At 73.2% G+C, this 14,376-nt stretch carries 13 protein-coding genes; 8 read left to right on the top strand and 5 right to left on the bottom strand.

From position 1 onward, the window contains the following. The first annotated feature begins 6 nt into the window (after positions 1–6). The 3 genes from IC607_RS03830 to IC607_RS03820 all read left to right on the top strand — a co-directional run bounded on the left by IC607_RS03830 (position 7) and on the right by IC607_RS03820 (position 3,753). A complete protein-coding gene (locus IC607_RS03830; protein ID WP_191785640.1) occupies positions 7–2,238 on the top strand; it encodes a cytochrome c oxidase assembly protein in 2,232 nt (743 codons plus the stop codon). A 161-nt stretch (positions 2,239–2,399) separates the two neighbouring features. Further along, positions 2,400–3,341 (top strand): hypothetical protein, encoded by a 942-nt coding sequence (locus tag IC607_RS03825; protein ID WP_225224312.1) that lies wholly within the window; start codon positions 2,400–2,402, stop codon positions 3,339–3,341. Positions 3,342–3,528: 187 nt separating this feature from the next. Beyond that, positions 3,529–3,753, top strand: a complete 225-nt coding sequence (locus IC607_RS03820; protein ID WP_191785639.1) for a DUF6458 family protein — start codon at positions 3,529–3,531, stop codon at positions 3,751–3,753. Between the two features lie 112 nt (positions 3,754–3,865). Here IC607_RS03820 and IC607_RS03815 read toward each other — a convergent pair whose 3' ends face one another. The 4 genes from IC607_RS03815 to IC607_RS03800 all read right to left on the bottom strand — a co-directional run bounded on the left by IC607_RS03815 (position 3,866) and on the right by IC607_RS03800 (position 6,796). After that, positions 3,866–4,603, bottom strand: coding sequence for an anti-sigma factor (locus IC607_RS03815; protein WP_370525988.1), 738 nt, complete (start codon positions 4,601–4,603; stop codon positions 3,866–3,868). Positions 4,604–4,610: 7 nt separating this feature from the next. Beyond that, on the bottom strand, positions 4,611–5,219 hold the full coding sequence (locus IC607_RS03810) for a sigma-70 family RNA polymerase sigma factor (protein ID WP_191785637.1): 609 nt from the start codon (positions 5,217–5,219) through the stop codon (positions 4,611–4,613). Between the two features lie 72 nt (positions 5,220–5,291). Continuing rightward, complete coding sequence (locus tag IC607_RS03805; RefSeq protein WP_191785636.1) at positions 5,292–5,963, bottom strand: class F sortase; 672 nt, start codon at positions 5,961–5,963, stop codon at positions 5,292–5,294. Between the two features lie 2 nt (positions 5,964–5,965). Next, entirely contained in the window at positions 5,966–6,796 is an 831-nt protein-coding gene (locus IC607_RS03800; protein WP_191785635.1) for a DUF4397 domain-containing protein, read from the bottom strand. A gap of 149 nt (positions 6,797–6,945) precedes the next feature. On the opposite strand from IC607_RS03800, the gene IC607_RS03795 reads away from it, so the two are divergent. After that, the gene (locus IC607_RS03795) at positions 6,946–7,644 is read left to right on the top strand and encodes a biliverdin-producing heme oxygenase (RefSeq protein ID WP_191785634.1); all 699 of its coding nucleotides are present in this window, start codon (positions 6,946–6,948) and stop codon (positions 7,642–7,644) included. 103 nt (positions 7,645–7,747) lie between these two features. Further along, positions 7,748–9,166, top strand: coding sequence for a sensor domain-containing diguanylate cyclase (locus tag IC607_RS03790; protein WP_191785633.1), 1,419 nt, complete (start codon positions 7,748–7,750; stop codon positions 9,164–9,166). A gap of 25 nt (positions 9,167–9,191) precedes the next feature. Here IC607_RS03790 and IC607_RS03785 read toward each other — a convergent pair whose 3' ends face one another. Then, a complete protein-coding gene (locus IC607_RS03785; RefSeq protein WP_191785632.1) occupies positions 9,192–11,021 on the bottom strand; it encodes an NHL domain-containing thioredoxin family protein in 1,830 nt (609 codons plus the stop codon). A gap of 199 nt (positions 11,022–11,220) precedes the next feature. Here IC607_RS03785 and IC607_RS03780 point away from each other — a divergent pair, with 199 nt between their 5' ends. Genes IC607_RS03780 through IC607_RS03770 form a run of 3 tightly spaced genes read left to right on the top strand, consistent with a single transcriptional unit; the run spans position 11,221 to position 14,375 of the window. Continuing rightward, entirely contained in the window at positions 11,221–12,441 is a 1,221-nt protein-coding gene (locus tag IC607_RS03780) for an acyltransferase (protein ID WP_191785631.1), read from the top strand. 57 nt (positions 12,442–12,498) lie between these two features. After that, complete coding sequence (locus IC607_RS03775) at positions 12,499–13,326, top strand: patatin-like phospholipase family protein (RefSeq protein WP_191785630.1); 828 nt, start codon at positions 12,499–12,501, stop codon at positions 13,324–13,326. Beyond that, complete coding sequence (locus IC607_RS03770) at positions 13,323–14,375, top strand: 1-acyl-sn-glycerol-3-phosphate acyltransferase (RefSeq protein ID WP_370525987.1); 1,053 nt, start codon at positions 13,323–13,325, stop codon at positions 14,373–14,375. Before IC607_RS03775 ends, IC607_RS03770 begins: the two co-directional genes overlap by 4 nt. The last annotated feature ends 1 nt before the right edge of the window (position 14,376 follow it).

Genomic DNA, 14,376 nt, shown 5'->3' with positions numbered 1-14,376 from the left:
GGTCCGATGACGACCGCCCGCCGCGACCGCGACCCCCGACCCGTCCCCGAGCAGGGCGGGGGAGGCGTCGCGCCCGCGGCGGGCGGCTCGCCGGCGACGGACTCGACCGCGAAGGCCCCGGCTGTGAAGGGCTCGTCCGCGATCGCTCCCGCCGCGCACGGCTCGTCGGGCGGGCGGTCGAAGGTCCCCTCTCCTGCTTCGTCGGCCGATGCCGTCGGTCCGTGGCGCGTCGTCGCGCTGGTGCTGGGTGCGGTCGTCGCCGCGCTCGCCGGTGTCGCGTTCTCCGGGGCCGCGCTTCCCGTGCTGCTCCAGGACCCGGGTGCGGCGGTCCGGTGGGGCCTGCCCGTCGCCTCGACCCTCACCGACCTGGCCGGGTCCGTGACCCTGGGCGCGCTGGTGCTGGCCGTGTGCGTGCTGCCGCGGACCAGCGAGGGCGCCACGGTGCGCGGCTCGGGCCCGCGGGCCGACGGGCGCGCCTACCCGCGGACGCTGGTCGTGGCCGCGTGGGCGGCGGCGATCTGGACAGTCTTCGACGTGATCAAGCTGGTGCTCAAGTATGCGAGCGTCGCGGGCCGGCCGCTGAGCTCGGCGTCGTTCGGGCAGGAGCTCGGTCTGTTCGTCACGCAGATCGAGCTGGGCCGCAACCTGCTGCTCATCACGACGATCGCGGCCGTCGTGACCGCCCTGTCGCTCGTCGTCGCGACCCCCACGGGCGCGGCCTGGACCACCGTCCTCGTCTTCGTCGCCCTGTGGGAGCAGGCCCAGCTGGGTCACGCCGCGGGTGCCGCGAGCCACGACCTGGCCACGTCGTCCATGCTCATGCACCTGGTGGGTGCGGCGCTCTGGATCGGTGCGCTGGCGGCGCTCGCGCTGCTGGTGCGGCGCCTCGGCACGGACCTGTCGGCGTCGGTCGCGCGGTACTCGACGATCGCGGCGTGGTGCTTCGTGGCCGTCGCGATCTCGGGCACGGTGAACGGCGTCATCCGGATGGACTCGTGGTCGGACCTGACCTCCCGCTACGGGATCCTTCTGCTCGCCAAGGTCGCGCTGTTCGGCGTGCTGGGGCTGCTGGGTCTCGCGCACCGCCGGGCCGTCATCCCGCGTCTGACGGGCGGTCCGGACGCGCGGGGAGCCGGGACGATGCTGTTCTGGCGGCTGGTGCTCGTCGAGCTCACCGTCATGGGGGCCGTCTCGGGTGTCGCCGTCGCGCTCGCCTCGTCGGCCCCTCCGGTCGCGGAGGTGCCACCGGCGGACCCGACGCCCGCCTACCAGCTCACGGGCCACGCACTGCCGCCCGAGCTGACCCCTGCCCGGTGGTTCACCGAGTGGACCTGGGACATCGTGCTCGCCTTCGCGGCCGTGGCCGCGATCGTCGTCTACTGGCGCTGGGTGCTGCGTCTGCGCGCGCGCGGAGACTCCTGGCCGTGGGCACGGACGGCGTCGTGGACGTTCGGCATGGTCCTGTTCTTCTGGACGACGTCCGGCGGGCCGGCCACCTACGGGCACGTGCTGTTCAGCGCGCACATGGTCGAGCACATGGTCCTGGCCATGGTGATCCCGATCTTCCTGACGCTGTCCGCGCCGGTGACCCTGGCGCTGCGGGCGCTACCCGTGCGCTCGACGAGGCTGCGGGGTGACGAGTCGCGCGGGCCGCGCGAGTGGATCCTGGTGCTGGTGCACAGCCGCGTCGGAACGTTCCTGGCGCACCCGGTGGTGGCCGCCGCGAACTTCGTCGTCTCGATGCTGGTCTTCTACTACACCGACATCTTCCACTGGGCCCTGTCCTCGTCGGTCGGGCACCTGGCGATGGTCGTGCACTTCACGCTCGTCGGGTACCTGTTCGCGAACGCGCTGATCGGGATCGACCCGGGCCCTCGTCGGCTGCCGTACGCGCAGCGGCTGCTTCTGCTGTTCGCGACCATGGGCTTCCACGCGTTCTTCGGCGTGACCCTGGTGACCAGCGACTCGCTGCTGGTGGCCGACTGGTACGGGCTGATGGGCCGGCCGTGGGGCGCCTCCGCGATCGCCGACCAGCAGGCCGGCGGCGCCGTGACCTGGGGCATCGGTGAGATCCCGACCCTGGTCCTCGCCGTCGCGGTGGCCGTGGCATGGTCCCGCGACGACGAGCGCGCGGCCCGCCGCCGCGACCGGCGCGTCGACCGCGACGGCGACACGGAGCTCGACGACTACAACGAGATGCTGGCCCGCCTTTCAAGGTCGGACCCACCGACCCCCTGACCCGCCGGCACATGGCCGGCCCCACGCCGAACCAGCCATGGCTGACCTCAACGGCTCGAATGGCGACAAGGATCGCAGGGTCGGCGGTGGCGTTGTCCGGCTTTGTCCACAGATCGGGTGATCGGCGTCCGCTCGGCGGGTGGAGCGGCTGGGATGGCCTCATGTCGCGCCCCTCTGGACCCGTTCCCGTCGAGCTGCTGACCGCGGCCACGTGCCAGGAGGGGCTGGTGTCGGCGGCGCAGTGCGACGCGTGGGGCGTCACGGGGGGAATGCGGGCGCGGCTCGTACGGACCGGGGAGTGGTCGCGCCTCACGACGGGTGTGTACGACGTCATGCCGGGGGTGACCCTCGGCCTCGACCGGCAGCGGTGCCGATCCGCGTGGTTCGGCATGCTTGCGTACGGCGTCCGGGCGGTCGCCGTCGGCACCAGCGCCCTTGCCCTGCACGGCGTGAAAGGGCTTCCCCTCCGTATCCAGCCTCAGGTGGCCCTCGACGGCACAGCGCGGCGCCCGCGTGCCGGTATCGCGGTGCGGCACTTCGACGGGTTCGCGACGAGGACGCTCGGAGCGCGACGCATAGCGACCGTCGAGTCCGCCCTGGTCCAGGCGCTTCCGGACCTCGACCGTGACACCGCGATCTCGATCCTGGACGCTGCACTGCGCGCGCGGCAGCTCGACGATCCGGGCGTCGCCCGGGTCCGGACCGCACTCGTTGGACGCCGTGGGTGCCGGCGGGTCGAGCCGTGGTGGGATCTGGTCGACAGGAGGTCGGACTCGCCGCTCGAGACGCGGGCGCGACTGGCCTGCGTCGATGGGGGGATCGCTCCCGACGAGCTCCAGGTCACGATCAAGGACACGCACGGGCGGTTCCTGGCTCGGGGCGATCTCGGGTGGCGGTTGCGTGGGGACCGTTGGCTCCTGGCCGAGATCGACGGGCGCGAGCCCCACAGCTCCCCGGCCGCCCTGTTCGAGGACCGCGAGCGGCAGAACAGGATGCTGGCGAGCGGGCTCGTCGACCTGCGGCGGTTCACCGCGAGGGACGTGAACCGCCCGAGCCAGATGGTGGCCTCGTTGCGGGCTGCCATCGCCGCCGGTCGCCGCTGAGGGCGCCGAACCTGCCCTCGCTGGCGCCATTCGGCCGGTTGACGTGCGTGATGGCAGGTTCGGGCCGACGAGGCGCGGCCGAACGGGGGAGGTGGGGCGTTCGGGGTGCGGGATGGCGGGCGGGGCGTCAGGATTCGTCGGGAGCCGGTGCGACCCCCCGCGCGCGGCCCGACGAGAAGGAGTTCGCATGGGAATCGGTGGTGGGATCCTCCTCATCGTGATCGGCGCGATCCTGGCGTTCGCCGTCAGCGACTCGGTCGACGCAGTCGACCTGTCGATGATCGGCTACATCTGCATCGGCGCCGGCGTCCTGGTCCTCATCCTGGCGGTCGTGATGAACGCGCAGCGCAGCAACACCTCGCACCGCGAGGTCATCGAGCACCGTGAGGTGCCGCCCAACGAGCAGGTCTGACCTTCGGGCGACCAGCCGGCCTCACCAGCGGTCGGCCGGACGACGAGAAGCGGGGCGTCCCTCACGGGGGCGCCCCGCCGTCGTAGGCGTTCCATTCGACGACGCAGGCGCGTCAGATGCGCAGCGCGCCGCGGACGATCGAGTCGCCCGAGTGGGCCGGGTTGCCGTCGAACGGCTCCTGCGAGACGTCGACGACGGAGTACTCGTCCAGGTCCAGGCCGGCCGGCAGGTCGAACCGGCCCGACGTGCCGTCGAGCGTCCCGATGCTGACCAGGCCCTTCACGTCGGGAGTCAGCAGCCACACCTCGCGGAACCCGTCCTCCAGGTGGGCCTCGTCGACGTCGACGACCAGCACGCGCGTGCCGTCGCGCTGCGTCTCCACCTTTGCTGACCCCGAGGCGTCCCAGCCGGGCAGAGGCTCGAGCGTCGCGCTCGCGACGACGGACGCGCTGCGGTCGTCGCGCGTCAGCGCCCACCCGACGCCAATTCCCCCGATCACCAGGCCGGCCGCGGCCGCACCGGCGATCCAGCCCCACGATCGCGGCCGGCGCCGCCGCGGGACGAGGACGACCGGGTCGGTTGCCAGGCGCGACGGGGTGTGCTCGGGGGTGGCGGCCGTCTCGGTGACGGGAGCGCCCGTCGTCGCGAGGCCCAGCTCGGCGGCGACGCGGTCCCACACCTGGGCGGACGGCGGGACGAGCGCGGCGTCGCCGTCCCGGGCCAGCCCGACGACGTCGGCGAGCGAGGCGACCTCGTCGGTGCACAGCGCGCAGCCGGCGACGTGGGCGCGCTCGGCATCGGTGCCGGCCTGCTCGCCGAGCGCCAGCAGCGCCAGCACGTCGTCGCTCACGTGCAGCTCATCGAACGGCACCGTCCACCTCCCATCGCGTCCGCAGCCGGGCGAGACTACGCCGGACGTGACTCTTCACGGTCCCGAGCGGCAGGTCGAGCCTCGTGGCGATCTGGTCGTGGGTGAGATCTTCGTAGAACGCGAGTCGCAGGATGGTGCGCTGCGGGTCGTCGAGGCGGGACAGCTCGTCGGCCACGACGACGCGGTCGACGATCCGGTCGTCGCCCGCGGGTGCGACCTCCGCGCGAGGCTCGGCCGCTGCGGCGAGGCGGCGGTCCCGGGCGCGGCGCTCGTGCGCGTCGGCGACCGCGTGCCGGGTGATCCCGATGAGCCAGGCCGGCAGGCGCGAGCGTGACGGGTCGAACCGCGACCGGCTGCGCCACGCGTCGACGAAGACGAGCTGTGTGACCTCCTCGGCGTCGGTCACGGTCCCCAGCGAGCGCAGCGCGATGGTGTGGACGAGCGGCGACCAGCGGCGGTAGGCCTCGCGGATCGCCTGCTCGTCGCCGGCCGCGAACAGCGTGCCGAGCTCGTCGACCCCGTCGCCGTCGCGGTCGTCGACGGCCGCGGACGGGCGTGCCTCGGCGCGGGACCGCTCAGGTCCGCTCGGGCTCACCCAGCACTCCTCGTCCTCGGGTCCGCGTCGCGCGTCCTGGCGGCCCGGCGCGACGACCGGCGCGCGCACCGCTCACCCACCTGTCGGCTCGGCGGTGACGACGACGTTGTCTGCATAGTGTCGGGTCTTCGCGTTCCATTCGCCTCCGCAGGTGACGAGAACCAGCCGCGGCGCGCCGTCGCGGTCGAACCACGAGGACGTCGGGGCGCCGTCCTTGGGGATCTTGTGCACGCTCACCACGCGGTAGCGGTGCACGTCGGAGGCGTCGTCGGTCACCTCCACACGGGCGCCGACACTCACGCCCCGCAGCCGGGCAAAGGGACCGATGCCGGACTGCACCGAGTCGACGTGCGCGGCCAGGACTGCGTTGCCCGCGGGGTCGCCCGGCGCCGGGCCGTACTCGTACCAGCCGGCCTCGAAGGCGTTCTCGGACAGCCCCATCGAGCCGTCGTCGGCGACGCCCACTGGGACGACGCGCATGTCGATGTGCTGGCTCGGTACGACCAGCCGCACCGGCGCAGCGGAGGGGGTCTGCGCCGGTGCGGTGGGGTCGTAGACCGGCACCCGGGGTGCGGGCGCCGCGCTCGTCACGTCCGGCGACGGCCGGGGCGAGGCAGCGTGAGGGGGCGACGACGGCGCGTCGGGCTCGACGGCCCTGCTGGGAGCGCAGGCCGCGACGAGCCCGACCAGCAGTCCCGCGAGCAGTCCCGCGATCACGGCGGGTGCGACGCGCCGTCGACCCATCCTCAGTCCTCCTGCGTGACGCGGCGCCGCACGACGGCCATCGTCGCGACACCCAGGAGCGCGAGCGCGCCCAGCGCGAACGGCCAGACCGGCGTGGGGTGGTCCGCCGCCAGCCCCAGCTCACCGGCCTGGACGCCGCTCGGGTTGCCGTGCAGGCCGGTGATCATCTGCGTGGCCAGCGCCAGCGTCGACGGGTCAGTGGTCGCGTCCCCCCACGCGTACAGGATGGTGTTGGTGCCCTCGGTGACCTTGACGTCGGCGGGGCCCAGGAGCGCGGGCTTCGTCGTCCCGGCGGCGACGACGCTCGCGGAGACCGTCCCGGCGGGCAGGTCGAGCACCTTCTCGTCGGGGTTCTCCAGACCCGAGATCACCGCGTCCTTGCCGGCGAGCACGTCGACGGCCGGGGCGTTGGCGACGTGCCGGACGGTGATGCGACCCTGGCCGGCCTTGGTGGTCGACGTGTCGTTGGTGAACAACGTGGCGGTCGGCTTGCCGTCGGTGCCGAGGTGCGCGACGGCGGTGTAGTTCTTGCCGGCTGCCAGCTTCAGGTCCACCGGGCCGATCGCGGGCTTGCTGTCGTCCTTCGCGTCGGCCGCCGTGATCGCGACCTTGTACGTGCCCGCGGAGAGGTCGAGCGGCCCGGCCATCTTGCCCGGCTTGAAGTCGTCCAGCGTGAGCTTGCCGTTGACGTAGACGTCGACGGTGAGGCCGGGGACGCCGTGGAAGACGGAGAGCTGGGCGTCGTCGGCCGCAGAGGCCGGCCCGGCCGTGGCAGCGAGACCGGCGAGGGCGAGGGTGCCGGCGACGGCGCCGGCCAGAAGTCGTGCGCGCATGGTGCGTCCTTCCGTGGTGCAGCGGCCCGGATGGCGGCTGACGTACCTTCTTCCCTCCGGGCGGGGCACGCGGATGCAGCAACGGATGTAGGCAAGCCTTACCTTCATGACGTAGGGTTCATGACACATCGTCATCACAAGGAGATCCCGTGACCGCCACCGCCGTCCGCCCGGCCGACGAGGCCACCGTCGTCCCGCTGTCCGTCGCCCTGCGCGAGGGCACGCGTGCCGAGCACGAGACCGCCGAACGCTCCGGCTTCGTCGAGCAGCTCATGGGCGGGCGGCTCGACCGGTCCGCCTACGCGGCGCTCGCCGTCCAGCAGCACGCGTTCTACACGGCGCTCGAGCAGGCGGGGGCGCGGTTGAAGGCGGCCGGCCTGGACAGCGCGCTGGTGTTCGACGAGCTGACGCGCGTGCCCGCCATCGAGGCGGACCTCCAGTTCCTGCTCGGTCCCGACTGGCGCGAGCAGCTCGTCGTGCTGCCCGCGACGCGCGCGTACGTCGCGCGGCTCGAGGCCTGCCAGGACGACGTCGCGCTCTACGCCGCGCACGCCTACACGCGCTACCTCGGCGACCTCTCGGGCGGCCAGATCATCAAGCGCATGATGCAGCGCCACTACGGGTTCGAGCAGGACGGCATCTCCTTCTACGACTTCCCGCAGATCCACAAGCTCAAGCCGTTCAAGGACGTCTACCGCGAGCGCCTGGACGCGCTGGCGTTCGACGACGAGCAGCGCGCACGGGTCGTCGAGGAGGCGCGGACCGCGTTCGTGCTCAACCAGGCGGTGTTCCGTGAGCTGGGCGACCTGCACCGCGCGACCTCGGACGCCGGCAGGACCGTCGGCTGAAACCCACCCCGACACGCGGGCGACACGCGGGCGTACGGGTGACGTGTCCCAAAAGCGGGGCGAACTGGTCGTGCGGTGAGGCGCGAAGGACGATGATGGGCGCGTGACACGACGAGGTACCGCGACTCCGGGCGCGCGAGCGGGACGACGTTCCGCCGCCGCGCTGGTCGGTGCGCGCGGTCTCGCCCTCGCCGCCCACGGTCTGGACCGGTGCCGCACGCTGGAGGACGTCCAGGCGACGACCACCCGGCTGGGAGTCGACGTCCTGGGCGCGCAGCGCGTCGCGTTCTGCCGGATCGAGCAGGACACGTGCCGGATCCTCGAGATCACGCCGATGCCGACCGACCCCCGGGTCCTGTGGGTGGTGCGGTCGTCGTTCCGCGCCGAGGACCGGCCGGCGCTGGGCGCCCTGATCCGCGAGCGCACCAGCTGGGTCGCGCACGCGGTCGACATCAACGGCGAGCCCGTCACGCCCGACGACCACGAGGCCGGCGACCCCGTCGAGATCGCGACGCTCGACGAGCTCGGGGCGGGTTCGGCGCTCGCGGCGCCGATCGTCGTCAACGGGACGGTCTGGGGGCAGGTCTACGCCGTCCGCAGGCGCGACGGCGGCCTGTTCAGCGTCGACGACGTGGCCCGCGCCGAGGTTCTCGCGGCGCTCGCGGCCGGCGCCATCGCACGCGTGGACCTCGAGGACCAGGTGCGCCACCTGGTCGCCGACGACCCGCTGACGGGCCTGGCCAACCGGCGTGTGGCGGACAGCGTCGCGGAGAGCGCGCTGGAGTCGGGCGACGAGACCTGCATCGTGATGTGCGACGTGGACGGGCTCAAGCGCGTCAACGACCAGATGGGCCACGACGCCGGCGACGACCTGCTGCGCACCGTCGCGGACGTGCTGCGGCGCGTGGCCGACGCCCTTCCCGGGACCACGGCCGCGCGGATCGGCGGCGACGAGTTCGCGCTGGTGACCGTCGGTCGTCGGCGGGCCGAGGTGGTCGAGACGATGTCCAGCACGCTGGCCATGTTCCCGCTGCCGCACGGCGCGGCGATCTCCTACGGCGTCGCGTCGACGGCGGTCTCCGGGCCGGTGTCGGCCCGCCAGCTCTTCCGTCGTGCGGACGTCGAGCAGTACCGGGCCAAGCGTGCGCGGGCGCGCCGCCTGCAGGTGGCGACGCCGACGGCCGATCCGGGGGTGACCGCGGAACGCGTCGTCGTGGTCGGGTCGGCGGCGATCGCCGCGGCGCAGTCCGGCGTGGTCCCGCGATTGTGCGCGTTCGCCGCCGCCGTGACGGAGACGCTCGGCGGGTCGGCGTGGGCGGTGCTGATGAAGCGGGGCGACACGGCGTCGGCCATCGCCCGCGGTGGCAGCCCGGCCGACCTCGAGGGGGCGCAGTCGACGACGACGCTCGAGCACGGGTCGTGGCAGGTGGAGATCGGCGTCTCGTCGACCGCCGCCGAGGGTGGAGCCGTTCGGGCCGCGCTCGAGGCGCTGACCGCCGTGGCTGTCGTCGGGGCGTCCTGAGCGCTGCCCGCCGAGCCGGGCGCGCTCAGCCGTGCAGCGGCAGCGTCAGGCTCGTCGGCGCGCCCGCGACCACCCGCACCGGCACGCCCCAGTCCTGGGCGTTCAGGTGGCACGCCGGGTACTCGATCGACGGGTCGTCGTCGCAGCTCGCCGCGTGCGCTGTCACGTGCAGGACACCTTCGCTGACCTGCGGGTTCAGGTGCAGCGTGCGCAGGAGGGGGACGTCGTCGCCGGCGCCGTCGAGCAGCAGGTCCGGCGGGGTCGACGAGACCTGCAGCCGCGTCGACGGGCCGTAGCGGTCGTCGTACTTCTGCCCGGAGGCGGGCGTGAAGACGACGTCGAGCGCGACCTCGCCCGGCGCCAGGTCGGTGACCGGGCGCTGCGTGCGGTGCGCGCCGCCGTCGACGCGCTCGCCCGCGGCCAGGGGGACGCGCGTGATGCGGTGCGCGGCGGACTCGACCACCAGGAGGCCGTCGGGGACGACGACGAAGCCGCTCGGCTCGGCCAGCCCCGACGCGATCGTCGTGACCTCACCGTCCGCGTACCGCCGGACCGCGCCGTTGTAGGTGTCGGCGATCGCCACCGACCCATCGGGCAGGACCGCGACGCCGAGCGGGTGCTGCAGCCGGGCCTCGTCGGCCGGGCCGTCGCGGTGGCCGAAGTCGAACAAGCCCTCGCCGACGGCGGTGTGGACGGTGACGTCCCGCGCGTCCAGCCAGCGCAGCGCAGACGTCTCGGAGTCGGCGAGCCAGACGCGCCCGTCGGCGGCCACCGCGAGGCCGGACGGCTGCGCGAACCAGGCGTCCGCGCCGGCGCCGTCCAGCAGCCCCTCGTTCATGGTCCCGGCCAGGTGATCGATCGAGCCCTGCTTGCCGTCGAACGCCCACAGCGTGTGGTTGCCGGCCATCGCGACGACGAACGCTGCGAGCTCGGCCGACCACACGACGTCCCAGGGAGACGACAGCTTCTGGCCGCGCGGACCCGCAGCGCTCACGTTGTCCGACGCGCCGACCATGTACTGCTCGCCCGTGCCGGCGACGGTGGTCACGTGGCCGTCCGACAGGCGGACGCCGCGCAGCGCGTGGTTGACGGTGTCGGCGACGAGCACGTCGTAGCCGAGCCACGTCCGAAGCTCGTCGGGCACCAGGCACAGGCCGTTGGGTTCGTTGAAGCGGGCGTCGTCGGGACCGCCGTCGACGAGCCCGCGCTCGCCGGAGCCGATGCGGCGGACAAGCGTCTCGGCATCCGGCGCGAGCTCGGCGAGCGTGTGGTGGCCCGCGTCCGCGACCAGCAGATTGCCGTTCGGCAGCGCGATCGCCTTGGCCGGGAAGCGCAGCGTGCCGCTCGTCGGTGCCGGCGGGACGTACGGGCCGTCGCCGCGGTGCAGCGTGCCCTTCGCCTCGTGCTCGGCCACCAGCTCGCTGACCAGCACCTCGACGTTGTGCCGGTGCCCCTCGCCGGCCATCTGCGCGACGACGTAACCCTCGGGGTCGATCACGACGAGCGTCGGCCAGGCCCGCGCGGTGTACGCGGACCAGGTGACGAGCTCGGGGTCGTCGAGCACCGGGTGCGCGACCCCGTACCGCTCGACGGCCGCAGCCAGCGCCACGGGGTCCGCCTCGTGCGCGAACTTGGGGGAGTGGACGCCGACGATCACGAGCACGTCGCGGTGCTGCTCCTCCAGCTCGCGCAGCTCGTCGAGGACGTGCAGGCAGTTGATGCAGCAGAACGTCCAGAAGTCGAGCACCACGATCTTGCCGCGCAGGTCCGCGAGCGTGACGTCGCGCCCCCCGGTGTTGAGCCACCCGCGGCCCACCAGCTCGGACGCACGGACACGGGGAAGACGATCGCTCACGGGACCATTCTCTCCCGCCGGCGAGGGGTGCCGGTCCCGTGCAGGCCCGACGACGCGCTCAACCAGGTACTCACCGCGGAGAGGGCGGACTGTGTGTGGGGGGCTCGCCGAGGCTGTTCAGCCAGTCGCGGCGCAGAGTTCATCCACCGCTTGCCCGCCGCATGCCGAGGCCTCCGTCCGCGCTGCCACACTTCCGCGGATGACCCAGACCGTGCCGACCCAGAGCGCCGCGCCGACCGACGAGGCGCGCGTGGACCCGGTCGCAGGGCCCGCGGGCGACCTGCCCACGACGGCGGCACCGAACGCACGCGGGTCGCGGTTGCGGGCGCTGGACGGCCTGCGGCTCGTCGCGGCGCTGGCGGTCTGCTTCTACCACTACACGGCGCGGTCGGACATGACCAAGCACTGGGGTGCGGACCCGTCCGACCTGTTCCCGCGCATCTCGTCGGTCGCCGTCTACGGGCCCATCGGCGTCCAGCTCTTCTTCCTGATCAGCGGGTTCGTCATCTGCATGAGCGGCTGGGGGCGCAGCGTGCGGGCGTTCGCGGCGTCGCGCGTCGCCCGCGTCTACCCGGCGTACTGGGTGGCGCTGGGTCTGCTGGTGGCCGCGATGGTCGCCTGGCCTCAGGTGTCGGGGACGCCCCGGGCTGACGACGTCCTCGTCAACCTGACCTTGCTGCAGGTGCCCGCCGGGGCGCCGCGAATCCTGGGGGTCGACTGGACGCTGTGGGTCGAGGCCTGGTTCTACGTGCTGTTCGCGCTCGCGGTGCTGTGGCGCGGGGGTGCGTCGCGCGCGAGGGTGCTGCGGTTCTGCTGGGTGTGGCTGGTGGCGAGCCTGCTGGTGACCAGCATGGACGTGCCGCTGCTCGACGAGCTCCTGCAGCCCGACTACGCCCCGTTCTTCGTCGGCGGCATGGCGCTGTACCTCGTGCACCGGTTCGGCAGCACCCCCGGGCTGTGGGCGCTGGTGGCGGTGAGCTTCGCGCTGGGGCAGCGGCGGGTGGTCGTCGACCTGTGGCACCCCGGCACCGACATGTACATCCAGCGCTCGGGGATCGTGGTGATCGGCGTCGTCGCCGCGTCGTACCTGCTGGTGGGAGCGGTGGCGCTCGGCTGGTTGGGGTGGGCGCGGTGGCGCTGGCTGACGACCGCCGGCCTGCTGACCTACCCTTTCTACCTGCTGCACGAGCACCTGGGCTGGTACGTCATCACGTGGCTGTCGGACCGCGGCGTGGACCCGCACGTCGTGCTGGTCGTGACGATCGCCGGGATGCTCGGGCTGGCCTGGCTCGTGCACCGGCTCGTCGAGCGGCCGTTGGCGCCGGTGCTCAAGCGTGCGGTCGGCGGTACGCCCGCGATCCGTCGCGCGGCCGACGACGACACGACGACGAGCACGGCAACGCGGTCGCAGCCCGCCTGACGGCTCGCGACCCGCTCCTCGACCCACTCGGCCGCCACCCGTGCCACGATCGACACCGTGGCGGACGAGAAGGTCGGGTACGTGCTGGGAGGCGGCGGTGTGCGCGGCGCCGTCCAGGTGGGGATGCTGCGTGCGCTGTTCGACGAGGGCATCGTGCCGGACCTCGTCGTCGGGACGTCCATCGGGGCGATCAACGGTGCTGCCATCGCGCACGACCCGACCCCTGCCGTCGTCGACCGGCTCATGGAGGCCTGGGCATCACCGGCCGCCGCGGCCATCTACGGCGACTCGTGGGCCAAGCAGCTGCACCGGCTGGCCAAGTCACGCACCCACCTGAACGACCCGGCGCCGCTGCGCGCACTGCTGGTCGAGATGCTGGGCGAGGAGCCGACGTTCGAGGGGCTGCGCCTGCCGCTCGCGGTGACCGCGGCCAGCATCGAGCGTGCCGCCGAGCGGTGGTTCGACGCCGGGCCGCTCATCCCGGCGGTGCTCGCGTCGTCGTCCGTGCCGGGCGTGCTTCCCGCGACGGTGATCGACGGTGAGCACTTCGTCGACGGCGGCATGGTGAACTCGATCCCGCTGGGCGAGGCCGTGCGCCGCGGGGCGACGCAGATCTACGTGCTGCAGGTGGGCAGGATCGAGGAGTCGCTGGTCGCGCCGGAGAAGCCGTCCGAGGTGGCTCGCGTGAGCTTCGAGATCGCGCGCCGGCACCGGTTCGCGCGCGAGCTGGCCGACGTGCCCGACGGTGTGACGGTGCATGTCCTGCCCAGCGGCGGCCCCGGGAAGGGCGACGAGAAGCTCGGGTCCTACAAGCGCATGGACGCGACGAAGGCGCGGATCGAGCGCGCATACGCTGCGACGGCCGCCTACCTGGAGGAGCGGTGACCTGGCGGCTGCCCCCGCGCCTGGTGCGCCGGCTCGTGCTCGCACCCGCCATGGTCCTGCTGGCGGTGGTCCTGATCCCGACGACGGCCATGCTCGTGATCGTCGTCGGCGGCTTGCTGGCCTGGATCCTGCCCGGCAGGCTGCGCCTGGTCCGCATCATCTGGATGGCCAGCTTCTACGTGATCTGGGACGCCGCGTGCCTGGTGGCGCTGTTCGGGCTGTGGGTCGGCTCGGGGTTCGGGATCTGGATCCGGCGGCCCGCCTTCGAGCGCGCCCACTACCGGCTGGCGCGGCGCATGCTGCAGCTCTTCTTCTGGCAGGTGCGCTGGACGCTGCGTCTCGAGATCGACGTGGTCGACGCCGACCTGGGCAACGTCCTGACCGGCACCCCGATCGTCGTCGCGAGCCGCCACGCCGGCCCTGGCGACTCGTTCATCCTGGTCCACGCCCTGCTCAACTGGTTCGACCGCCGCCCCCGCATCGTCCTCAAGGACACCCTGCAGTGGGACCCGGCCATCGACGTGCTGCTCAACCGCCTGCCCACGCAGTTCGTGACCCCGCGCAAGGCGCGACGGCACGGGGCGCCCGGTCAGTCCGACGCGGTGGGCGGCCTGGCCCGCGACCTTGACGAGCACAGCGCGCTGCTGATCTTCCCGGAAGGCGGCAACGTCACGCCCCGCCGGCGCCTGGCCCGCATCGAGACGCTGCGCTCACAGGGTCGTGACGACCTCGCCGCCCAGGCCGAGCAGATGGTCAACGTCATGGCCCCGCACTCCGGCGGCATGCTGGCGGCGCTCGAGCAGGCCCCGCAAGCCGGCGTCGTCTTCGTCGGGCACACCGGGCTCGACGACCTGGTGACCGTGCACGACATCTGGCGCGCGCTGCCCGTCGACAAGCGGATCGTGATGAAGGGTTGGTCCGTGCCGCCCACCGCGATCCCGCGCGACCGCGAAGCCCAGGAGCAGTGGCTGTTCGACTCGTGGCAGCGCACCGACGAGTGGATCGCCGCCCACGAGGCGGAGGCGATCGCCGTTCGCGCCCGAGCCTGAG

The sequence above is a fragment of the Cellulomonas sp. JH27-2 genome (assembly GCF_014837175.1).
Lineage (GTDB): Bacteria > Actinomycetota > Actinomycetes > Actinomycetales > Cellulomonadaceae > Cellulomonas.
Note: the sequence above shows the minus strand (reverse complement) of the source record. Positions and strands in the feature narration are given on the sequence as shown.

Coding starts and splice junctions, on each gene's coding strand:
- IC607_RS03800 (WP_191785635.1), bottom strand. CDS start 6,796: ATGCGCGCACGACTTCTGGCCGGCGCCGTCGCCGGCACCCTCGCCCTC.
- IC607_RS03780 (WP_191785631.1), top strand. CDS start 11,221: ATGACCCAGACCGTGCCGACCCAGAGCGCCGCGCCGACCGACGAGGCG.
- IC607_RS03820 (WP_191785639.1), top strand. CDS start 3,529: ATGGGAATCGGTGGTGGGATCCTCCTCATCGTGATCGGCGCGATCCTG.
- IC607_RS03825 (WP_225224312.1), top strand. CDS start 2,400: ATGTCGCGCCCCTCTGGACCCGTTCCCGTCGAGCTGCTGACCGCGGCC.
- IC607_RS03805 (WP_191785636.1), bottom strand. CDS start 5,963: ATGGGTCGACGGCGCGTCGCACCCGCCGTGATCGCGGGACTGCTCGCG.
- IC607_RS03830 (WP_191785640.1), top strand. CDS start 7: ATGACGACCGCCCGCCGCGACCGCGACCCCCGACCCGTCCCCGAGCAG.